The sequence below is a fragment of the Ligaoa zhengdingensis genome, assembly GCF_014384885.1.
GTDB classification, from domain to species: domain Bacteria; phylum Bacillota; class Clostridia; order Oscillospirales; family Ruminococcaceae; genus Ligaoa; species Ligaoa zhengdingensis.
Genome location: NZ_JACRST010000001.1, coordinates 128,990 through 152,009 on the forward strand (window position 1 = coordinate 128,990; position 23,020 = coordinate 152,009).

Consider the following 23,020-nt stretch of genomic DNA (forward strand, 5'->3'; position numbering starts at 1 on the left):
CCTTAGAATCTAAAGCGCACAGGCACGGAGTGCCCGGATGCGCGTAAAAAATAGTAGCCTTGCTACTATTTTTTATAAACTTTTCAAATCGTGCGGCCCGCATTCCAGAACGTGTTGCTGTATGCTATAATAATGATAGTCATTATATTAGGGGGAAGCTGTATGGCAAAATTGATTTGGCACCATTCAGAATCAGACCTTCGAATTGGTGCACTGGTGGGATACGCGGACAAAGTAGATCAGACGAAGATACTTCTGGTGCATCATGGATAAGAACGAGATCGCCCAGCGACTTCGCGCCCTCGCTGAGCCGGATTATCAGCGATTTGCCAGCTCCCTGATTCCCACCATCGATCCCACCACCCTGCTGGGGGTTCGGCTGCCCGCACTGCGCAAGATCGCCGCGGAGCTTGTGCGAGAGGACTGGCAGTCCTATCTGCAAACGGCATCGGATAACACCTTTGAAGAGATCATGTTGCAGGGCATGGTGATCGGCACAGTTCAACTCCCACCGGAGAGGATATTTCCGTTGATCGAAGCGTTCCTGCCGAAAATCGACAACTGGTCGGTCTGCGACAGCTTTTGCAGCGGGCTCAAGATAGCGCGCGAGTATCCCGGCCAGGTGTGGAATTTTTTGCAGCCTTTTCTGAGCGACCAGCGGGAATACTATCTGCGTTTCGGCGTGGTGATGCTGTTGTTTTACTACATTGACGAATCGCACCTTGACGCGGTGCTCGCCCTCTTGGACGCTGCACAGTCCGATGGATACTACGCCAAAATGGCGGTAGCCTGGGCCGTATGTTCTTGCTATACCGCATTCCCCGCACGCACCCTCTCCTATCTGCGCACCTGCCGCCTCGACGTGGTCACCTATCAAAAGGCGCTGCAAAAGATACTCGAGTCCAACAAGGTGAGCCGCGGGGATAAAGCCGTAATCCGCGCTATGAAGCGGGAGATAATTTCTCCAAGATAAAGTGAGAGGCCCGAAGGAAAGTTCCTTCGGGCCCCTTTTGCTGTTTTACGGTTCGGCGGCAGTCTCCTCCTGGGTGATAAAATTCTTTGGCCTGCGTTTACTCAAAATGAGGATGGAGGACAAGATGGGGGCAAACATGATATAGACGGCCATGGTCGCCAGATGGTGCCAACCGAGTGGAACTGTACGGAAGATACCGTTCAGGAACGGCAGATAGATCGCTGCCCATAGCACGCCAGCCGATACCAGCACCGCCAGAATCAGTTTTTTGTTGTTCAGCGGATTGATGCCGAACAGGCCGTGTTCCTCGCTCTTGCACTCGAACACATGGATCAACTGGGTAATCACCAGGGTGGCAAACGCACCGGTACGCGCGAGATCCAAGTCGCCGAACTCCCGCATAAAGTTGCTGAACACCGCGACGGTGGTCAAACCGATCAGACATCCGCGGAACAGGATGGTGGACAACAGGCCGCCAGAGAAGATGCTTTCGTTCTTGCTGCGCGGCTTCACATCCATCACGTCCTTGTCGGCCGGTTCCAGGCCCAGGGCGATGGCGGGGAGGCCGTCGGTGGCGAGATTGATGAGCAAAATCTGGATGGGAAGCAGGATCACCGGCATCCCCATCAACATCCCGGCGAACATCGTAATCACCTCGCCGATGTTGCAGGAGAGGAGATAGCGGATGAACTTACGGATGTTGCGGTAGATCACCCGCCCCTCTTCGATCGCCGCAACCAGCGTGGCGAAGTTATCGTCCAGCAGAATCACCGAGGACGCCTCCTTGGTGACATCGGTTCCGCCCTCACCCATGGCGACACCGATATCCGCCTCTTTAACAGCCGGAGCGTCGTTCACCCCGTCGCCTGTCATCGCGACGATGTTGCCTTGCTTTTTCAATGCACGCACAATCCGCAACTTGTGTTCGGGTGAGACGCGGGCGAACACCGCGGTCTTCCCCACCGCCGCTTCAAACTCCCCGTCGCTCATGCGGTCGATCTCCTTGCCGGTGAGCACCTGATCGTTGTGCCGCAGAATACCTAGCTCGGAGGCGATCGCCGATGCGGTCAGCTTGTGATCGCCCGTAATCATCACCGTGCGGATGCCCGCCCTGCGGCATTTGCGAACCGCCTCATAGGCCTCTTTGCGTGGCGGATCGATCATACCGGCCAGCCCTACGAAGGTAAGCCCCTCCTCCCGCGGTTCTTCACCTGGACCGAGCTCCCGGTAAGCGAATGCCAGCACGCGCAGCGCCTTCTTTGCCATCCGCTCGTTGGCGTCCTCCACCGAGGAGCGCACCGTGGAGAGCAGCGGCTTCTGTTCCCGGTCGTCCTGATACTGCGAACATTTTTCCAGAATAATATCTGGAGCTCCTTTTGTCAGCAGATAGCGCGAACCTCCTCGATCTTGCACAACGACCGACATACACTTGCGGGAGGAATCGAATGGAAGCTCCTCCACGCGGGTGTAGCTGACCGCGGCGCTCTTCTGTGTGACGTTGGCTTTGGCTGCCATGATGAGTAGCGCAGCTTCAGTGGGTTCCCCCGCCACCTTCCATTGCGCTTTGCTTTTGTGCAGCGCGAACAGATCCTCCGATTCCTGTTCCAGGCTCGCGTTGTTGCACATCACTGCGATATCCAACAGCAGCCGGATGTCCGGCTGTGCGGCTACGCCCACGCTGCTCCCCTTGCAGATCAGCTCGCCCGCTTTTTCCGCTCCGTTGCCGGTGATATTTACCTGGCGCTGGGCTGTATAAAGTTCCTTCACTGTCATCCGGTTTTCAGTTAGGGTTCCCGTCTTGTCCGAACAGATGACCCCCGCGCACCCCATCGTCTCGACAGCATGGAGCTTTCGGATCAAAGCGTTGCGACCGAGCATCCGCTTGACCGCAAGCGCGAGCGCAATGGTCACCACCGCCGGGAGTCCCTCCGGAATCGCAGCGACTGCCAACGAAATTCCGGTCAGGATCATGTCGAAAATCGGCTCGCCCCGCAAAATGCCTGTGACTGCGACGATCGCGCAGATCGCGAGGCAGCCGAACGCGAGATATTTGCTCATGCCGTCCAGCTTTTGTTGTAATGGCGTGGGTTCCTCTTCAATGCCGGTGAGCAGTCCAGCAATCTTGCCCATCTCGGTGCGCATCCCCGTGTCCAGGACAATCGCTTTGCAGCGTCCCTTGACGATGTTGGTGCCCATGAATACCATGGTATCATGTTCCCGCGACGGATGCTCAAAATTTTGATCCGCCTTTTTCTCCACCGGCAGAGACTCGCCGCTGAGCATCGCTTCATCAGCTTGCAAGGCGCTCTGTTCAATCACCTGCGCATCGGCGGGCACCCGGTCCCCGGCCTCCAACAGGATGAGGTCACCCGGCACCAGCTCAATCGCCGGGAGCTCGGTCTTTTTGCCGTCGCGTATCACCTTTGCGTGGGGTGCAGCCATCTCTTTGAGCGCATCCAGCGTCTTTTCTGTGCGGTATTCCTGCAGAAAGCCCAGGATTGCGTTGACCAGTACGATTAAAACGATGGTGAGCGCCTCGACCGCTTCGCCCATGAAAACTGAAAGAACGGTTGCGATCAACAGGATAATCACCATCAAATCTTTGAATTGCCCCAGGAACATCTTCATCGCGCTGTGTCGCTTGCCCGACTCCAGTACGTTCTCCCCGAACTCAAACAGGCGTTTGCTCGCCTGCTGAGTGGTAAGCCCGCCGTAGCCGCCGCCCTTCGCTTCACGTCTTGCCATCTTCCAGCCTCCCTCGTTATTCTCGCCGTTTCCAGGCGTGTTTCGGGACACGCCTCACCCTAACTATATGTGGACAGGCGGCAAAATAGACTGTGATTTTTCACATCCCATTTGGGGATATCTGGGATTTTTCTTTTGACTATTCTCGACAAATACGGTACAATTGTTTTAAAACATATCTTCATCTTTTGACGGGGGTTTTGTCGATATGAGAATAGTACACACCTCGGACTGGCACATCGGGAAGCTGGTCAACGGGGTTTCTATGTTGGAGGACCAGCGGTATATTCTCAACCAGATCATCGATTTTCTGGTAACGCAGCAGGCCGAGCTGCTGTTGGTCGCGGGCGATCTCTACGATCGGTCGATTCCATCCACCGACGCGGTCTCTCTGCTTGACGAGGCGTTTTACCGCATCACCGCTGAAGCGGGTATCCCGATCGTTGCAGTGAGCGGCAACCACGACAGCCCGCAGCGTCTGGCGTTTGCCAGCCGGCTGTACGAGCGGTCCGGCCTCTATCTGGAGGGCGTCTACTGCAAAGAGATTCGCCGCGTCACCCTGCGGGACACGTTCGGCGACATACATTTTTATTGCCTGCCCTACCTGGAGCCTGCACTGGTGCGGGCCGACTTTCCCGAGAGAAAAATTCACAGCTGTGACGACGCGCTGCGCGTGGTGATGGAACAAAACCTGCCCGCCCTCGACCGGGATGCGCGCAACATCCTGGTGACTCACGGCTTTTATTCGATGCTGCGCGACCCGGATGCGGTGGAGCGCAGCGACTCGGAAATTCAGTTGGGCGGCAGTGACCTGATCGACGCGGGCTATTTAGATGCCTTCGACTATGTCGCGCTCGGCCATCTGCACCGCCCGCAGAAGGTCGGCCGCGACTCCATCCGGTACAGCGGTTCACCGCTCAAATATTCGGTGCAGGAAAGCGGCTGCGCCAAGTCGATTACAACGCTGGACTTCCACGAGAAAGGAAATACCAGCATCAAGCAGTTCCCGCTGACCCCAAGACGCGATCTGCGCATTGTCGCCGGGAGCTTCGAGGAACTGACCGAACCGGGGCACGACAAAGCCAACCGTGAAGATTATATCTTTGCAGAGCTATCCGATGATAGCCTCATCCCCAACGCGATGGACCGGCTGCGCGCGGTCTACCCCAATCTGATCGGCCTTGATCTGGCTGGGCGGCGTAGGGAGTACGACGCGGCGGCAGGCGCGGCGGCAGCTGTCAAAAACAAGACACCGCAGGAGCTGTTTGAGATGTTTTACAACAGTGTCAAACAGGAGCCCATCACCGAGACGCGCCGCGAGATTGCCGCAGGTATTTTTCAGGATTTGCAGGGAGGTGACGTCGAATGAAGCCGCTGAAGCTGACGATGACCGCTTTCGGCCCATTTGCCGGCAGCGAGACGATCGATTTTTCCTCTCTGACAGAAAATGGCATCTTTTTGGTGACTGGGCCGACCGGTGCCGGCAAGACCATGATTTTCGATGCTATCTGCTTCGCCTTGTACGGCAGGGCCAGCGGCGACAGCAGGCAGAATGAAAACTTTAAGAGCGATTTCGCCCCAGCGGGCGTGCTATGTGCGGTCGCTTTCGACTTTGAACTGCGCGGAAAGCGGTTTTCTATCTTTCGGCAGCCGCAGCAGCAAAAACTCAATACCAAGGGGCAAATGACCACCGTGCCGGCCAAAGCGGAATTGACCCTGCCCGATGGCAGCGTGGTCACAGGGACAGCCGAAGTCAATCTGCGCATCGGCGAGATCCTGGGGCTTACCCTTGCGCAGTTTAAACAGATCGTGATGCTGGCACAGGGGGAGTTTAAACGCCTGCTGGAGGCGTCCTCCGACGACAAGCAGGAGATTTTCCGCCGCATCTTCTCCACCCAACTGTTTGACCGCTTCTCTCAGGCGCTCGGCGAACGGTCGCGCAAGCTGGACGACACCATCCATAAGCAATTGGATGCAATTAAAGTGCTGGCAGGCGGCATCGACTGTGCAGGCGACGCGGAATTATATGCGATGACGCAGGCGGCGAGCATCGATGCGCCCACCCTGTTGGAAGCGCTCAAGCGTCTGATCGGACAGGACTGCAATGCGCTGGAGCAGTTGGAGCAGAGCATCACACAGATCACTGAGGAACGCGATCGTCTCAATCCCGAGCAGGCAGCGGCTATCAACAAAAAGCTGGAACAGCGCGAGGATCTGCGAAAAAAGCTGGCGGTACTGCAAAAGAAGAGCGGCTATGTCGATCAGCAAAAAATCCGACTGGACCGCATCCGCGGCGCGCAACAGGCCAGCCGGTCGGAGCAGTTGATGGAGCAGCTCGGTAGTCAGATCAGGCAATACCGGCAGGAGCTGCGCGGCTGCCAGAGCAGACAACCGGTCTATTCGATCGCCATGCAGAAGGCAAAAAATGCGATGGAGGAAGCCAAGGCGTGCGAGGGGGCGAAGCAGGCGTTGATCGAACAGCGCGCAGCCCTCGATTCCGCCTACTCCTCGCTGCAAAAAAGGGAGCGTTGCGAGGCGGAACTCGTCGAATTGCGCCAAAAGCTGGCTCAGGCTCTTTGCAAGGAACAGACTCTGCAAAAGCTCAAAGCCCGGTCGGAATTGCTCGTCCAATTGGATGAGGCGGAAAAAAGGCTGGGCTATGCGCAGCGGCTCTCCGAATTATGTCTGCAACTGATGGAAGAAAACCAGGCGTTTCTTTCGTTAAAAAATGAATATATCCAGCAGTACGACCGCTTCCTCAGCGCACAGGCCGGTCTGCTGGCGCGCACCCTGGAGGATCATCTCCCTTGCCCGGTCTGTGGCTCGGTCAGCCATCCCGATCCGGCGCGCCTGGAAAAGGATATGCCCACACAAAATGACCTGGATCAAACAAAGGGCAGGCTGGACGAACAGTCCGCCAAAATATCCTCCCTAGAAACCGAACTCAAGACAACCTTCCGGCAGCTCAACTACATGGACGATGTCTTCTCATTCGACGAGGCGGACATTTTAAACCGTATGGATGAGGTCGGCAAAACCGTGGAGCGTTTTCAGGCGCAAAAATCCACGCTGCAAAAGCAGAAAAAACAATTGGAATGGGAAATCGCGGAGGAAAAGGCATTTGAGGAGCGGTCCGATCCTCGCTACAACGATGAAATCTTCGTTTTGGAGGAGATTGCCCGCTTGACCAGCCGGATTCAGCGCACCAAAGCGGAGATCGATGCCAAAAAGGCGCAGATTGATGAGCTGGAAGCTCAGCTCTCCGAAGGGATGAAAAACGCGCGCCAGATCGAGGCTCTGTCTGCTTCGCTGCGAACACAGATCGAACAGATCGACGGCCAGATCGCCGCCACGACCCAACAGTATATCAGCGCAAAATCCGAGTTTGAAGAGATTCGCAAAACCATCGAGCTGGCGCAGGAGAAGCTGACGCCGCTGAATGAGCAGTACCTCGCGGCACAGATAAAATTCCATGCAGAGCTACAGTCCCACTGTTTTGTTTCACGTGAAATGTATGAAGAGTACCGCGATGCGCAGGAGGAGATTCCCAAGCTGGAGGAGATCGTCCAAAACTATGGAAACGCCACTGCGGCTATTTCGGCTGAGTTGGGTGTGTTGGAAACGGAACTCGGGAAGCAACAGCCAATCGATCTCGCAGCGCTTCAACAGCGCCATCGCGCTCTCACCGAGGAACTGGCGCAGCGCAGCAGCGACAAGGTAAAGTTTTCTGCGCGTCTACAGATCAACACGCAGGCGTGCAACGCGATCGCACAGCGGTTCGACGGCATGGAGGCGCTTTTTGACGAGTACAAGAATGTCAATGAATTGTACCGGCTCTCGAGCGGAAACAACGCACAGCGCATCTCCTTTGAAAGCTATGTGTTGGCCGCCTATTTTGACGACATCATCGCTCTCGCCAATCTGCGGCTCGACCAAATGACCAACGGCCGCTATGAACTGCGCCGTCGGACCGACCGTGAAAAGTTCGGCCGCTCCTCCGGACTAAACCTCGAAATTCTCGACCATTTCAGCGGCAAGGCGCGCCACATCACCACGCTTTCGGGCGGCGAGAGCTTCAAAACTTCCCTTGCTTTGGCCCTCGGTCTGGCGGATATCGTGCAGATCTATTCGGGAGGCGTGGTGATCGACACCATGTTCATCGACGAGGGGTTCGGTACGCTCGACGAGGAATCCTTGGGTTCGGCGGTGCAAACCTTAATGTCTTTAAAGAACGGCGGCCGGGTGGTGGGGATCATCTCGCACGTCGCTGAGCTCAAAGAGTGTATTCCCGCCCGCATCAATGTTTTGCCTGGGAAAACCGGAAGCAGCTGCCGCATCGCAACATAAATAAAATGGCGGCTGGATCGTCTTCTCCAGCCGCCGGCATATAATTGTTCATCAAAATGTCCAGATGAGAAATTGTATCACCAGTGGACAATCGGATTCTTATAATCAAAAATCACCAGACCGCACTCTTTGCAAATAAATCCGCTAAAATCGGTTGCTGTAAATGCCTTTCGGGCAATCATGGTATCTTCTGGATCCTTTGGATTTAAAGAGAGTTTGTGCCGCTTTTTATTGAAAGCAAGCAAATTTCCAGCCTGCAAAAAACCTTCTTGCATTTCCTTTCCACAGTTTGGACAGTTCACAAAGATACCTCCCTAAGTTCAAACTTGTCATGTCAATCATATCATTGATAACGTCCAGATTCAATATGCAGTTAGATCAATTGCCAGAGCACAACTCCATCGACGCTAAAAGTAAAAATCCCCCTATGACGGCTCCGTCCGCCACGGGCAATGAAATGATCGTGCCCAGCCGGATGCGCGTAAAAAATAGCCTGTGGCTATTTTTTATAAATATTAAACCGCATTAATGTCTGACCATTCAAGGATTTTTTGACTACATTTAATTTTTTATCTACTATTTTAGCATTTATAAATTAATCGTATAAAAAATGTAAATTAATTTTATGAATTATATATATTTACTTTGCAAGTTCGCAGTGGTATCATTAAGATTAAAAGGAAATCTCTTCCACATTTTTGTGCACGAGCACATAATTGTTCCCTATTAAAACTAAATATTGTTAAAAAAATAAAATATAGCTTGATTATAAAAATTTTAAGCCGTTTTGTGCACGGGCACGAATCAAAATATGAGACAATCATCTCAAAAATAGCGTTGTTATACAATTCCGATTAAACGTGTATATACAACCTATTCCTTAGCTCCAACTCGTGCCCGTGCACACTACAATAAATATAATCGCTTCTGTGCAGGCTGGCGTGTACTTGATATCCGGATATGTCGTATGATCCATCTGCACGAGGTGGTAAAAAGGAGAGATGTCCAAAACAACAATTGTCAGGCACTGGAACAATTTCGACCCTAAATTTAAGGAGGAGAAAACTGTGAAAAAAAGGATTCTAGCATTGGTTCTCGCGTTGGTTCTCGCTGTATCGTGCTTCCCCACCACTGCTCTGGCGGTGGACTACACCCTTCCCTCCCTGTGGGAAGAGTATGAAGATTACTGGATGATGGGCACCTTTGGCAACTGGAACAACCAGCAGCAGCTCTACCATTATAAGAGCAACAGCCCCAGCAACGCCCTCAAATTGGATAGCCAGATCGGCAACAACAATACAAACAGCCTTTCCCGTCAGGCTTATGTGAAAGCTGTTGAAGAGATCAACGCCAATACAGCTCTCTCCGAGGAAGAGAAGGCCGCTGCGATCGAAGAGGCGAACCGCAATGTCGTCCTCGTCGAGCGCCCGAGCGTTATGAATACTCTGGATCAGGTCCGTGCTTACAACGCGACCGTTCCCGAGCGCGAGCAGAAGCACGTCCGCGCGCACGTGCTGGTTTGGCACGGCGGCCAACAGCCGATGTACTTCTTCATGAACGGCTTCTACTATGACAAAGAGAACCCCGATTGGGCTAGCCCCGAAACCATGTTGGCCCGTCTGGAAAACTACATCCAGCAGATGATGGAGAAATACGCTCCGTACAACGACGTCATCTACTCCTGGGATGTTGTCAACGAAGCGCTGGACGACTACACCGGCCAGGTTCGCAACATGGACGACCCCCTGAAGCAGAACGGCCAGTGGGGCAAAATCTTCCGTCGTCCCGATCTGGACGATGATCCGGATGCGAGACTGGAAGCGGAGTCCATTTATATCCGCAAGGCGTTCGAGTTCGCCCGTAAATACTCCAATATGTACGGCGCCGACTGGACCCTGTACTTCAACGATTTCCAGGATAGTAACAAGCCCTACGAGCCCAAGATGAGCCAGACCATCAAGATGCTCAAACCCATCTATGAGGCCGGCAACATCGACGGTTACGGCATGCAGGGCCGTCTGTCCTCTGTGTATCCCTCCATCGATACCCTGCGCAAGCAGATCGAGATGGGTCTGACCGTGGCGGACGAGTTCGGCTTCACCGAGGCTGACATCCGCAGCGATTTCATGCTGAACCCCGACTACGACCCCAGCAAGCCCTCCACCCCCAACGGCAACACCGCTGAGACCAACACCTACGACGTTGACAACGCCCCCGCGATCCGCAAAGAGGGCTGGGGCCAGTTGAATGTCGATGGTTGGAACAGAGATAAGGCCAATGAGATGGCCATGCGCGAAGACATCCAGAAGGAGCAGGCTGACTACGCCGCCGACCTGATGGATCTGCTCATCGAGTACAAAGATCAGATGTCCTTCCTGCAGTGGGATGGCACCAATGACAGAAGCACTTTCAACAGCAGCAAAGGCGCCCACCTGTGGAGCGGTCTCACCGGTAACGTCGAAAAGATGTCCTTCTTTGCGGTCATCGGCGCGCCCAACCGTGACAAGATGAGACAGGCGATTGCGAATGCTCCCGAGGATTACAGGGAAGGCCTGTACACCGCTGAGACTTGGGCTGCTTATCAGGAAGCGAAAGCTGCCGCTGAGGCTCTGGTTGACGTGAGAATCTACGACATCGACGGCGTAAACGCTGTGAAGGATGCGACTAAAGCTCTGAATGAGGCTGTTGAGGCCCTCGAGTTTACTCCCTCCGCGATCAGCCTGACCACTGATGCGCACAATGTCAAAGTTGACGAGCACTTTGTGCTGGATGCCACCTTCAACGAAGTGACCGGCACCAACGCTGCTGTTCTCACCTACAATTTCGACGGCAAGCTGTTCGACTTTGCGAACTTCACCCCCGCTGAGGGCGTCACTGTTGTGGATCGCCAGTACGGCGAAGGCTTTGCGAAGATCACCGTCATGGCTCCCGATTACGAGACCAAAGAGCTCGGTTCGATCATGCTGCACGCCAAAGCTGACGCCGCGCTTGTGAAAGAGGAGCAGGATGTCGTTCTTAACGCCGAGTATGTCGTAAAGAACGGCGACGACAAGACAATTGAGACCGCTACCGCTGTCGCAGCTTTCACCACCCTGGGCAATGGCTCCGGCGAGCCTGCGATCCCTGGTGACACCGATGACAACGGCGAGCTCGACCTGATCGACCTTTCCAATATGATCGATTGGTTCGGCACCACCGACGAGGATGCCGACTGGGACGAAATCTACACCTTCTTTGACTTCAACGACAACGGTGAGATCGATATTTATGATATCTCTTACGTTGCCAGAGCTCTGTAACATCAATTCCGCCTGAGACAGAATTGATCCAGCCGGGGCGGCGGACAACTTCCGCCGCCCCGGCAAACAAAGATCGGAGGGACAACAGATGTCTGAACAGCTAACTAAGAAAAGAATTATCGCAATCATCGTGGGGGTAGTCGCAGTTCTAGCAGTGGCCGCAGTAGCCTTTGGATTCCTGCGCAGCGGCAGTGATCCGGCATCGTCAGGTCCAAAGGCGGTTGTAGCCGGCCAAAAAGTGGCCGTGACAGTGGCTGCACCGTCGGTAGAAGACCTCTATGGATATCAGTTTCGGCTGAACTTTGACGAAAGTAAGTTTGAGTACAAAGAAGAATTGACCTCCGAAATCGATGAAATCAGCAGCATATTTGCCAAACCATTTGACGGTTATCAGCTCGTGGGAGCAACCATGATCGGCGAGACACCAGGTTTTTCCGGGAAGAAAGTGGACATCTGCAAGATGGTATTCGAGGCAAAAGTGGATACGCCATTGTCCGAAGCTACCTTCTCGATCAGCGATGTTAATATTGTAAAGTCCAATCTGGATTACGAAGAAAATGTAGACGGCTGGCAGATGGAAACTGCGGTCGTCGATGGATGATACTCCAAAATTGAAATCCCATGCAGTTTTCGATTATTGTCGTGCCGGTGGAGTTATCCTCCTATTCCTTCACCGGCGATATCTCTGTTTCCGACCCAGGAGACAAAAAAGCAGACGGGCGGCCAAATCCTTTTCGGACTGGTCGCTCGTCTTACTTTTTAGGGCCGGCTCTTGTTTTAACTCCCCATACTCCATCTGGCGGATTGATCAGGCTTTACTTCTGGCCTTGCCAAGATAAGCCGCCTTTACCTGCTCGTTGGCCAACAGCTCCGCGCCGGTACCGGTCAAGGCGATATTGCCGGTTTCCAGCACGTATCCATAATCGGCCGCCTTGAGGGCCAGGTTCGCGTTCTGTTCAATCAAAAGGATGGTGACGCCCTGCTTGTTGATCTCCTGAATAATTTCAAAGATGCCCTGCACCACCAGCGGCGCGAGGCCCAACGACGGTTCATCCATCATCATCAGCTTGGGTTTGGACATCAATGCCCTGCCCACCGCCAACATCTGCTGTTCACCGCCCGAAAGTGTGCCCGCCATCTGCCAGGAACGCTCCTTGAGGCGCGGAAACAGGTCGTAAATCCAGTTGATATCCTCAGTGAAGTCATCCTTGCGCAGATATGCACCGATTTTAAGGTTTTCATACACCGAAAGGTTTGGGAAGACCCGCCGCCCTTCAGGCACCAAGGTGATCCCCTTCGCCACGATCTGGTCGGAGGGCTGGCCGGTGATATCTTCATCTAAAAAGGAAACGGTGCCCGACTTCGCCTTGACCAGGCCGACAATGGTGCGCAGGATGGTGCTCTTGCCCGCGCCATTTGCTCCAATAAGTGTGACGATGCTCTTTTCAGGCACTTCCAAACTGATGCCCTTGACCGCCTCGATGCCGCCGTAGGATACCCGCAGATCGTTGAGTTTAAGCATTCTCCTGCACCCCCAAATACGCATCGATCACCCGCTGGTTGTTCTGAATCTCCTCGGGCGTCCCCTTGGCGATCGTCTCGCCGAAATCCAACACATAGATGCGGTCGGAAATCTCCATGACCAGATCCATGTGATGTTCAATCATAAACACCGTGAGTCCAAAGCTGTCCTTCACACTGCGAATAAATTCAGTCAGCTCGTCGGTCTCCTGCGGGTTCATACCGGCCGCCGGTTCATCGAGCAGGAGCAGCTTGGGCTCGGTGGCCAGGGCGCGTGCAATCTCCAAATGGCGCTGCTGCCCATAGGGCAGGCTGCTCGCAATCTCATCTTTGACGCCGCTGAGTCCGACGATCTCCAGCAGCTCCTCCGCAGAACGGCGCATCTCCCGTTCCTCCTTGAGGTTGGCTCGCACCATCGCGCTGAGCACTCCAGCTCTGGAACGGCAATGCTTGGCAATCAATACGTTTTCAAAGACGGTGAGATCCTTAAAGAGCCGGATATTCTGGAAAGTCCGCGCAATCCCCAGCTTGGTGATGCGGTCGGGTGTCATGTGCAGATTGGGCTGGCGCTCCTTGAGCTCTCTGCCCTCCCCGGACTGCCCTTGGCTCGCTGCCTCCAGAATCATCTTTTCATCCTGGCCGTTTCCCCGGTCGATAGCGGCCTTGAGCGCAGCGCGCTCCTCGCGGGTGGGCTTGGGCGTGCTGCGGACATAGGGTTTTCCCTCATAATACACGGTACCGGAGGTGGGCACATAGACGCCGGTGATCACATTGAATGCGGTGGTCTTGCCTGCACCATTCGGCCCAATCAAGGCGACGATCTCCCCCTCGTTGACTTCAATTGAGAGGTCGTTGACTGCGGTGACACCGCCGAATTTCATCACAACATGTTCCGTTTTGAGAATATTCTTGCTCATTTGGAGACCTCCTTGGGCGCGCCTTTTTTGCTGAACTTCGTCTTCAACTTCTCCAGCTTTTCAAAGATGAAGTCCCATGTGAGTTCATTGGTGCCCATGAGGCCCCTGCGATAGAACAGCACCACGACCATCAACAGTACCGAAAAGATGACCATACGGAAACCTGGGCGGAAGATGGGAACCTCCCAACCGCCAATCATCACCGTTTCGTCGAGAAAACGCAGCCACTCCTTACCGGCCGTGACCACGAACGCCGCGATCACTGTCCCGGAAATGCTGCCCATACCGCCGAGTACAATGATCAGCAGGATATCATAGGAAAGGGTGAAGCGGAACTGCAAGGGGTCCACCGTACCGAGCAGCGCTGCCATCAGGCCGCCGCCGATACCGGCGAAAAAGCCGCTGGTGACAAAAGAGATTACCTTATGCTTAAACAGGTTGATTCCCATCGCCTCTGCCGCGATCTCATCCTCGCGGATCGCCTTAAATGCACGGCCATAGCTCGAATGGATGAGCAGCACCATCAGCACCACAACGATAATCATGATGCCGATCGTCCACCAAAGGCTGTTGATGGTGGGTATGTATTTGATGCCCAAGGCGCCGTTGGTCACCGTCTGCATGTTGGTGAACACAATGCGGATGATCTCGGAGAAACCGAGGGTCGCAATGGCGAGGTAATCGCCCTTCAGGCGCAGCACGGGGGCGCCGATTAAAAAGGCGAGGATAGCCGACAACAGGCCGCCCAACAGAAGTGCGGCCACAAAGGGTAACTCGATGTCCGCGATCAAGGGGTTCATCGGCTCCAGATAGAACACCGCTGCACGCTGCTCCACCGGCACAGTGAACACCGCCACCGTGAAAGCGCCGACCGCCATAAAGCCCGCCTGCCCCAGAGAGAACATCCCGGTGAAGCCGTTGACCAGGTTCATCGAAAGGCCCACAATCGCGTAGATCGCGCAGAGGCTGAGAACCCTGCGCACATAGGAATCCACCGTATTATCCATGAAAAAGACGCCTGCGACAAGAATCACAACGAATACGGCGGAAAGAATTCGATTCCGTTTCTTTTTATCCATATTCATCACACCTTCTCCGTCACTTTCTCGCCCAGAATACCGGTGGGCTTGGCCAACAATACGATAATCAGGAAAATAAAGGCAAACGCGTCGCGGTATCCGGTCAGGTCAGGCGCAATCGCCACCAGCAGAATTTCGCCCAAACCCAGGATGAATCCGCCGAGCATAGCGCCTCCGATATTTCCGATGCCGCCGATAACCGCGGCGATAAAGCACTTGAGGCCCGGCATGACGCCCATCATCGGCTGCACCTGCGGATATTTTGCCCCCCACAGGATAGCGCCGATTGCCGCAAGGCCGGAACCGATCATAAACGTATAGGAAATAACGTTATCGATCTTGATGCCCATGACGCGAGCGATCTCATAGTCCTTGGAGACGGCGCGCATCGCCATGCCCAGCTTGGTCTTGTTGATGATAAACATCAGGCCGAGCACCAACAGCACCACGATCACAGGGGTGAGCAGAGAAACCATCTGCACTGACACGCCGCCGATGACGATGTTGTCCGCCAGCCCGCCGATTGCCGGGAAAGCCTTGGGAACGCCGGAAAACAGGTAGTTGGCCAGATTTTCCAACAGGTAGGACACACCGATTGCGGAGATCAAAATGGATGTTTTCGGCGCATCGCGCAGCGGGCGGTAAGCCACCTTCTCGATGCCCGCGCCCATCAGAGCGGTGAGTGCGACTACAACCACCACCGTAATGTACCACGGCACATGGAACGCCGCGATGCCAAAATATGCAAAATAGGCCGCCATCATCACGATATCGCCGTGGGCAAAGTTGATGAGGCGCAGGATTCCGTACACCATGGTATAGCCTATGGCAATCAGGGCATAGAGGCTGCCCAGTGAAATGCCATTGACCAGATGCTGCATAACTATCGCCATATGCAATTACCTCGAATTCAAGTGAAATATAGAACAGGGTAAGCGCACCGTTGTGAGATGCGCTTACCCGCAGCGTGTTTATTCTGTCAAGCGGCAGGAATTATTTGAGTTTTACAGTGTCTTTGTAGACAAATTTGCCGTCCTGAACGGTCTTGATGATGGCAACGTCCTTGTCGGCATCGCCATTTTCATTCAGCGTGATGCCGCCGGTCGCACCTTGGAAATCGACCGTTGCCGCAAGAGCATCGCGGATGGCGACGGTGTCGGTGGTGCCCGCGCGCTCAATCGCGTCGAGCGCCAGCATGTAGGCGTCGTAGCCCAGCGCCGCGACCGAGTCGATATTGCCATTCTTCTCGGGATATTTCTTATTGTACTCCTCTACAAATTTCTTACCAGCGTCGTTGACGGGGTTCTTGTCGTCAAAGAAGGTGGTCATAATCGCGCCTTCAACATCCGCGCCGCCGACCTCGATGAACGGGCCGGTCTCCCAAGTGTCGCACCCGATGAACGGAGCGGTAATGCCGAGCTGACGGGCCTGTTTGATGATCAGTGCGGACTCGGTGTAGTTGCCAGGCGCAAAGATCGCATCGGGGTTGGCCTGCTTGATATTGGTGAGAATGCCGGTGAAATCCTGGTCGCCGGTGTTGTAGTTGCCGGTGGCCACGATGCAATTTTCATCGCCGGTGAGCGCTTTGAAGTTTTCCGTGAAGATCTTTACCAGACCCACAGAGTAGTCATTGGAAACCTCTTGGATCGTGGCGACCTTCTTCGCGCCGAAGTTGTTCGCGCAGTAGTTTGCCACAATGCGGCCTTGATCGGTGTCGATAAAGCACGCGCGGAAGTAGTAGTCGTTGCCCAGAGTCACCTGCGGGTTGGTGCAGGAGCAGCCGATGGCGGGAACCTGATTCTTTTTGACCAGGTCGCCGGCTGCAATCGAATAAGAGGAACCCCACGAACCGAGGATCACGCTGACCTTTTCCTTTTCGATCAGGCGGGCGACGGCCGCAGTGGCCTCATTTTTATCGGATTTGTTGTCGGCCTTTACCAAAACGACCTTTTTGCCCAGTACAGTGGGCCGCAATTCGTTGGCCAGCTCCATCCCCTCGACCTCGAGCTGCCCACCAGCGGCATTCGCGCCCGAAAGAGGTTCAAAGATACCGATTTTGATGACATCTTCATTCTTTTGTCCACAACCGGAGAATACCGTCGCGGCCAGCACAGCACTGAGCATTACAGCTAACACTCGTTTCATGTTCAAGACCCCCATCTTTCATAATAAATATGGTTTGGGACATACTTTCTAAATAATTTATACTTAGAATGTTAATATTATATCACAGACCATCTTGGTTTGCAAGAAAAAGTGCACCAAAATCCAAAAATATTGGAAGCTGTTTCCTAGCCGTTTTTGACGGCCTCCCCTCTCTATTCAAAGTCCCAATGTTTATTCACAAATCAAACAAAAAGTATTGTTTTTATATGAAAAAATTATATTTTTCGCCTTGTTTTTGAGGCAAATACACTGTCTCCCAATATGTCTTTATATCAAATACAACTGTATGTATTTAAAAATCAAATAAAATGCAAGATTTAAAATAAAATCCTGCAAAAATGAAATTGAGGCGGAGAAAATCTCCGCCTCTGTTTTTTATTCAAAATTGTACTGGGAAAGCATCTCGTTTTTGATCTTCCAGAGTTTGTCGGAGAGGTCGACGTAATACCGGTGCGGATACTCGAAGCGTTTGACTTCATCCCAGAGCAGATCGACCTGTTTTTCGCAGTAGTCGCGAACCTCCTGCAACGGCGGGCACTGATAGACCAATTTGCCTTTTGTAAAGATCGGCACCATCAACTTGCGCACCGTGTAATTTTTAAGGGTCTTTTTCTTCCAGGTTGCCACCGGGTCGAAGATGGTGTAGGGTTCGTTTTCGTCGATCTCTTCATCATACAGGGCGACGCAATCGGCAATGGCTTGTCCATTTGCCTTGTTATAAAAGCGGTAAAGGGTCTTGAAATCCGGGTTGGTGATCTTCTCAATGCTCTCGCTCACCTTAATTTTGGGAATGTAGCCGCCGTCTTTATCCTGAATCGCTACCAGCTTGTATACCCCGCCAAACACCGGATCGCTTTTGGAGGTGATCAGATTTTCGCCCACGCCGAAGGAATCGACCTTTGCCCCCTGCAAAAGCAGGTCGCGGATGATGTACTCATCCAGGGAGTTGGACGCGCAGATGGTCACATCGGGGTAGCCAGCCTCATCCAACATGATCCGCGCCTTTTTTGAAAGATACGCGATGTCGCCGCTGTCGATACGGATCCCTTTGGGCCGGAAGCCCTTGGGAGTCAGTACCTCGTCGAACATCTTAATCGCATTGGGCACGCCGGATTTGAGCACATTGTATGTGTCCACCAGAACAACGCAGTTGTCGGGATAGATCTCCGCATATTTTTTGAACGCCTCATATTCGGTGTCGAACATCTGTACCCAGCTGTGCGCCATCGTGCCCACCGCAGGTACGCCGAACAGCCGGTCGCTGATGACACAGGCGGTTCCGGTGCATCCGCCGATGTAGGACGCGCGCGCTCCGAGGATCGCCGCATCAAAACTCTGGGCGCGGCGGGAGCCGAACTCAGAGATGCCGCGCCCCTGGGCAGCGCGCACGATGCGGTTGGCCTTGGTGGCGATGAGAGACTGATGATTGATGGTGAGCAGGGTCATGGTCTCGATCAATTGGGCCTGGATGATCGGCCCACGCACGATGACCACCGGCTCGTTGGGGAAAATCGGCGTGCCCTCCGGGATCGACCACACGTCGCACTCAAAATGAAAATCTTCGAGGTAACGCAGGAACTCTTCGCAGAAGATACCGCGGCCACGCAGATATTCGATATCCTCCGCGGTGAATTTTAAGTTGTTCAGGTAGTCAATCAACTGCTCCAAACCTGCCAGCAGCGCAAAACCGGCCCCATCCGGAATTTTGCGGAAGAACATATCGAACACCGCGATGCGGTCTCCCACACCCTGTTCCAAATATCCGTTCGCCATGGTGATCTCATAGAAATCCACCAACATGGTTAAATTTCTCTCGCCGAAATCCTGTGACTTCATTTCTGCCCACCATCTTTCTGTTATTTTACACAAAACTTACCTGTTTTTATTATAACCGAACCCCGGTGGAAAGCAACCTTTCTCCGCCCTTTTTGTCGGATTGACGAGGTCGAGGCGCATCCGGTGGAATACTTTCGTCCGTTTATGCGTGCGGCTCCCGGCCGCGGGCTGGGTTGCCAAAATCGAAACCGGGTAGCCCTGTAAATGCCTGCGGCAGCGCATCCCGCGCGGCCTCCCCGGGATAGCAAAGGCGAAGCCACACCGCTTCGATCAGCCGGACTGCCAATGATCGCGCCAGATCCTCCAGCACCAGATAGGATGCGGTGGAGAGCTCCCCGGTCTGTAAGTTGCGCCACTCCTTTTCCTCCCGGTTGAGCACCTCGCGCCGCGCCTTCGCGAGGCGCACATGGGCCGCAAGCCGGTTGTGCTGGAAGCCCACCGCATCCAACGCGCGCGCAGCCACCAGCGCACCGGGCCGGTTGAGCACCAGATGCAGAACGCGGTAACAGCTCCCAAAACAGCGCATCACCTGCTTTTCCGTCACCGGCGCGCCGTAAACCTGCCGGGATAAAGCCTGATAGAGCCGGGCGATGGCGCGCAGCACCGAAGTGTCCGCGAGGAGCGCTGTTGACACAGAAAAGCTGTCGATCGTGGCGCCCGTCCTGAGCAGATAGAGGTCGCTGTCGATGTCACTTTCCAATTGGTTATGCAGCCCCCGACGGTCCGATGGAGGCAATTCCAGCGCGACCTGCTCCTGAAGCCAATAGATATAAGGATGCGCGGTGCAATCAAGGCTGTAATGGCAGCAAAAACCCATCAGATAAGCTGCGACAGCTTCCTGTCCCCCGCACGCTCCATCCAGAAGCTGGAGCATCGCGTGAAACAGCGGCTCCACCGCCTCGCGGTGCATACGGCTCCCCAAGCGGTTGACGCGATGATCGAGGCGTGGCGGCAAAATTCCGTAAAAAAACAGCAGGTCGGGTCCCTGTAAGCCCCATTCAAACGCTGCGGCGTTTCGCTCCAGAAGGCGCTGCAGCTGCGGTTCCGCCAGCGCTGCGCGCACCCACTCGCCAAACAGCGAATGGGATACATAAGCGGGCATCCCTCATTCCTCCTTTCTGTGCGAAAAAGGCCGCTGCTCGCGGCGTGGGGATGATCCCAAGCCGGACTGCGGCCTTTTCATCTGTGCGATCTGGAAGCTATTTCCCGACTGTCAAGGTGATTTCCTTCTTGATTTCCCCCAGTTTTTCCAGCGTGTCCATGTCATACGCCTCAATGTAGGCTTTGCAGGGATAGGTTCCATCCTCCAGCTCCACATCGAGCGGCGCGGATGGAATATGCATATCCGGCGCAAGAAAACCGGAGTAATAGACGATATCCCCATCCTCCGTTTCAACGCGCACCCGCATGAAGTGCTGGTTATCCCCGTTGTTTTCAATCAATAGATTGCCTTCGGCCTTCCCATTTTTAAATTGCGGGGACGGATTGATCTTGTAAGAGATTTCGCCATACGGCTTTTTCACCCCAGTCTTTTCGCTCGGGTCGGTCATACCGTTGACCGCATGGGGATCGAGTTCGACGCCCAAATCCGCATATGAGCTGGAGGGGTCGTCCGAGCTCGACGACGCAGGTCCCCACTGGATGGAAAAGTCGTCGACAAATGCATAGGCGCAGATAATCTCCACCAGGAAGATCGAAAGCAACAGCAGAATACAGATCGCCAGGCTCTTGATATTGAGCCTTTTTACCGGTTCACGCATGTCGGAAACCCCTCTCAGTCGTCGGTCGATGTCTCTATTATTATACTCAATCCAGCCGTGAAAAGCAATCGTTTACGATCGCGGTATGGTATGTTACAATAAAAATAATTGTCTAGGAAAAGAGGGGCTTTGCATGAAAACCTTTGTGTTGGCTGCGGTCAACGCCAAATTCATCCACTCCAGTCTGGCGGCCCGGTCTCTCGCGCGCTTTGCGCATAACCTGGAGCGCCATCACCTGATCACCGCTGAGTTCACGATCAACCAGACGCAGGATTACATTTTGGACGAATTGTTCCGGATGCAACCGGAAGTCCTGTTCTTCTCCGCCTATATCTGGAATATCGAGGTCATCCGCCAACTCTGCCCCGACCTTAAAAAGATTCTGCCGGATTGTCTCATCGCCCTGGGAGGCCCCGAGGTGAGCTACGAAAGCCGCACATTTCTCCGGGACAACCCTGCTGTAGACCTGATCCTGCGCGGCGAAGGGGAGCTCACCTTCACCGAGCTTCTCGACCGGCTCGAGGGGGAGGCTCTCCCCGCTTTTGAGGGCATCAAGGGGATCGCTTACCGCAACGGCGATGAAATCGAAGTGACCCCCAACCGTGACCCGCTCGACCTGGCATTGCTCCCCTTCCCTTACGACGAGGGCTGCAAGGACGCAGGCCACCAGATCCTCTATTATGAATCCTCGCGCGGATGCCCCTACCGCTGCGCGTACTGCCTCTCTTCAGTGGAAAAAGCAGTGCGGTTTGCACCGTTGGATAAGGTATTCGCCGACCTGCAGCGTTTCCTGGACGCGCGGGTGCCCCAGGTTAAGTTTGTGGATCGCACCTTCAACTGTGACCGCAACCACACCCTGGCGATCTGGCGCTATCTGGCGGAGCACGACAACGGGATCACCAATTTCCATTTCGAGTTGACAGCCGACCTGCTGGACGACGAGATGATCGCCTTCCTCCGCTCGCTGAGGCCGGGGCTGTTCCAGTTTGAAATCGGGGTACAATCGACCAATCCGCAGACGCTGCTCTCCATCAACCGCAATGTGAGCTTCGACCGGCTGGCGCGGGTGGTGCGCGCAGTGAAATCCGGCGGCAATATCCATCAGCACCTCGACCTCATCGCCGGGTTGCCGCAGGAGGATTACCGCTCCTTTGGGCGGTCGTTCGACGACGTGTATGCGCTCCAGCCTGAACAGCTCCAACTCGGATTTCTCAAGGTGCTCAAAGGGTCGCCCCTGCACGCGCGCCGGGAGGAATTCGGCATCGTCTACCGGGACTGCGCACCCTATGAGGTGTTGGCCACCCGCTGGCTTCCCCACGAGGATATGATGCGGCTCTCCGCGATCGAGGAAATGGTGGAGCTGTTCTACAACAGCGGTAAGTTTATCAGCAGCATCGCCTACCTGACGGGATGTTTTCCCTCCCCCTTCGCCTGCTACGAATCGCTCGCGCAGTTCTGGGTGGAAAGCGGCTGTCACCGCACCAGCCACAGCCGGTTGGAGCTGTGCGAGCTGCTGCGCCGGTTCGTTCTGAGCCAACCGCAGATCGACGAACAGGCTTGGATGTGGCGGCTCAAATTCGACCTCTGCCGACACGAACGGCCCAAAAAGCTGCCCGATTGGCTGCACCCGGACCAATTTCTCGTCTATCGCGAGCGTATCCTCGCCTTTTTCTCGCAGGAGAGCAACCTGGAGCGGTATCTGCCGCAATACCGCAACTGCGACTGCCGGTACATCGCAAAGGTGGCGCATATCGAAGTGTTCGGCAATGAGGGAGAGAATTGCCAGGCGGTGCTGTTCGACTACGACCGCCGCGACCTGCTGGGCAATGCCGCTTACTACCTCATCGAGCTCTGATACAAAAGACGCGGGTCGGAAAACAAATCCGGCCCGCGTCGTTTAGTTGGTCTCGATTCAAATTACATCTCGTAGATATCCTCAGCAGAGAGGATGGGGACATCCTTTTCGCGCAAAACGTCCTCTGCGCGCGCGTTATCCTCCACACGGATAATCACATAGGCGGATTTCTCCTCCTTGCTGATGAACGCATACATATACTCCACGCCGATCTCCGCATCGGAGAGATAGCGCATCACGCGCGCCAGTCCACCCGGCCGGTCGTCCACACCGATGGCGATAACATTGGTCAGCGAAACGGTAAAGCCCGCGTCCTTAAGAACATTTTGCGCCTGATCCGGGTGATCCACAATGATGCGCAAAATGCCGAAATTGGTGGTGTCCGCAATGGAAAGCGCGCGAATATCAATGTTGTTGCGCTCTAATATCTCGGTGATCTCCGACATTCTGCCCGGTTTGTTCTCTACAAAGATCGATAACTGCTTGATTGTCATAGTCTCGCCCTCCCGAGGCGGCAACAAG

General features: G+C 54.4%; 17 protein-coding genes. 6 read left to right on the plus strand and 11 right to left on the minus strand.

Annotation, left to right across the window (positions count from 1 at the left end):
• Nucleotides 1-265 precede the first annotated feature (265 nt).
• Nucleotides 266-973, plus strand: a complete 708-nt coding sequence (locus H8711_RS00635) for a DNA alkylation repair protein (RefSeq protein ID WP_249281595.1) — start codon at nucleotides 266-268, stop codon at nucleotides 971-973.
• 45 nt (nucleotides 974-1,018) lie between these two features.
• Here the strand turns inward: H8711_RS00635 and H8711_RS00640 are convergent, their stop codons facing one another.
• Entirely contained in the window at nucleotides 1,019-3,718 is a 2,700-nt protein-coding gene (locus H8711_RS00640; RefSeq protein WP_249281596.1) for a cation-translocating P-type ATPase, read from the minus strand.
• A 208-nt stretch (nucleotides 3,719-3,926) separates the two neighbouring features.
• Here H8711_RS00640 and H8711_RS00645 point away from each other — a divergent pair, with 208 nt between their 5' ends.
• Both H8711_RS00645 and H8711_RS00650 read left to right on the plus strand, forming a co-directional pair.
• Nucleotides 3,927-5,087, plus strand: a complete 1,161-nt coding sequence (locus H8711_RS00645) for an exonuclease SbcCD subunit D (RefSeq protein WP_249281597.1) — start codon at nucleotides 3,927-3,929, stop codon at nucleotides 5,085-5,087.
• Entirely contained in the window at nucleotides 5,084-8,065 is a 2,982-nt protein-coding gene (locus tag H8711_RS00650) for an SbcC/MukB-like Walker B domain-containing protein (RefSeq protein ID WP_249281598.1), read from the plus strand. Before H8711_RS00645 ends, H8711_RS00650 begins: the two co-directional genes overlap by 4 nt.
• Nucleotides 8,066-8,142: 77 nt before the next feature.
• Here the strand turns inward: H8711_RS00650 and H8711_RS00655 are convergent, their stop codons facing one another.
• Nucleotides 8,143-8,367 (minus strand): PF20097 family protein, encoded by a 225-nt coding sequence (locus H8711_RS00655; protein WP_249281599.1) that lies wholly within the window; start codon nucleotides 8,365-8,367, stop codon nucleotides 8,143-8,145.
• Nucleotides 8,368-9,132: 765 nt separating this feature from the next.
• On the opposite strand from H8711_RS00655, the gene H8711_RS00660 reads away from it, so the two are divergent.
• Nucleotides 9,133-11,364, plus strand: a complete 2,232-nt coding sequence (locus tag H8711_RS00660) for an endo-1,4-beta-xylanase (protein WP_249281600.1) — start codon at nucleotides 9,133-9,135, stop codon at nucleotides 11,362-11,364.
• A gap of 88 nt (nucleotides 11,365-11,452) precedes the next feature.
• Nucleotides 11,453-11,965, plus strand: a complete 513-nt coding sequence (locus H8711_RS00665; protein ID WP_249281601.1) for a cohesin domain-containing protein — start codon at nucleotides 11,453-11,455, stop codon at nucleotides 11,963-11,965.
• 207 nt (nucleotides 11,966-12,172) lie between these two features.
• Here the strand turns inward: H8711_RS00665 and H8711_RS00670 are convergent, their stop codons facing one another.
• From H8711_RS00670 to H8711_RS00705, 8 genes are all read right to left on the minus strand, one after another.
• Nucleotides 12,173-12,886, minus strand: a complete 714-nt coding sequence (locus tag H8711_RS00670) for an ABC transporter ATP-binding protein (protein ID WP_249281602.1) — start codon at nucleotides 12,884-12,886, stop codon at nucleotides 12,173-12,175.
• On the minus strand, nucleotides 12,879-13,802 hold the full coding sequence (locus H8711_RS00675) for an ABC transporter ATP-binding protein (RefSeq protein ID WP_249281603.1): 924 nt from the start codon (nucleotides 13,800-13,802) through the stop codon (nucleotides 12,879-12,881). The genes H8711_RS00670 and H8711_RS00675 overlap by 8 nt, the downstream gene beginning before the upstream one ends.
• On the minus strand, nucleotides 13,799-14,881 hold the full coding sequence (locus H8711_RS00680) for a branched-chain amino acid ABC transporter permease (RefSeq protein ID WP_343253078.1): 1,083 nt from the start codon (nucleotides 14,879-14,881) through the stop codon (nucleotides 13,799-13,801). The genes H8711_RS00675 and H8711_RS00680 overlap by 4 nt, the downstream gene beginning before the upstream one ends.
• Nucleotides 14,882-14,886: 5 nt before the next feature.
• The gene (locus H8711_RS00685; protein ID WP_249281605.1) at nucleotides 14,887-15,774 is read right to left on the minus strand and encodes a branched-chain amino acid ABC transporter permease; all 888 of its coding nucleotides are present in this window, start codon (nucleotides 15,772-15,774) and stop codon (nucleotides 14,887-14,889) included.
• Between the two features lie 100 nt (nucleotides 15,775-15,874).
• Nucleotides 15,875-17,026: an ABC transporter substrate-binding protein gene (locus H8711_RS00690; protein ID WP_249281606.1), complete on the minus strand. Its 1,152-nt coding sequence runs from the start codon at nucleotides 17,024-17,026 to the stop codon at nucleotides 15,875-15,877.
• A 396-nt stretch (nucleotides 17,027-17,422) separates the two neighbouring features.
• Nucleotides 17,423-18,883: a nicotinate phosphoribosyltransferase gene (locus H8711_RS00695; RefSeq protein WP_249281607.1), complete on the minus strand. Its 1,461-nt coding sequence runs from the start codon at nucleotides 18,881-18,883 to the stop codon at nucleotides 17,423-17,425.
• Between the two features lie 142 nt (nucleotides 18,884-19,025).
• Complete coding sequence (locus H8711_RS00700) at nucleotides 19,026-19,985, minus strand: zinc dependent phospholipase C family protein (protein WP_249281608.1); 960 nt, start codon at nucleotides 19,983-19,985, stop codon at nucleotides 19,026-19,028.
• A 97-nt stretch (nucleotides 19,986-20,082) separates the two neighbouring features.
• On the minus strand, nucleotides 20,083-20,643 hold the full coding sequence (locus tag H8711_RS00705) for a hypothetical protein (protein WP_249281609.1): 561 nt from the start codon (nucleotides 20,641-20,643) through the stop codon (nucleotides 20,083-20,085).
• Nucleotides 20,644-20,776: 133 nt separating this feature from the next.
• Here H8711_RS00705 and H8711_RS00710 point away from each other — a divergent pair, with 133 nt between their 5' ends.
• A complete protein-coding gene (locus H8711_RS00710; protein WP_249281610.1) occupies nucleotides 20,777-22,498 on the plus strand; it encodes a B12-binding domain-containing radical SAM protein in 1,722 nt (573 codons plus the stop codon).
• Nucleotides 22,499-22,560: 62 nt separating this feature from the next.
• Here H8711_RS00710 and H8711_RS00715 read toward each other — a convergent pair whose 3' ends face one another.
• Nucleotides 22,561-22,992: an ACT domain-containing protein gene (locus H8711_RS00715; RefSeq protein ID WP_249281611.1), complete on the minus strand. Its 432-nt coding sequence runs from the start codon at nucleotides 22,990-22,992 to the stop codon at nucleotides 22,561-22,563.
• Nucleotides 22,993-23,020: the final 28 nt, after the last annotated feature.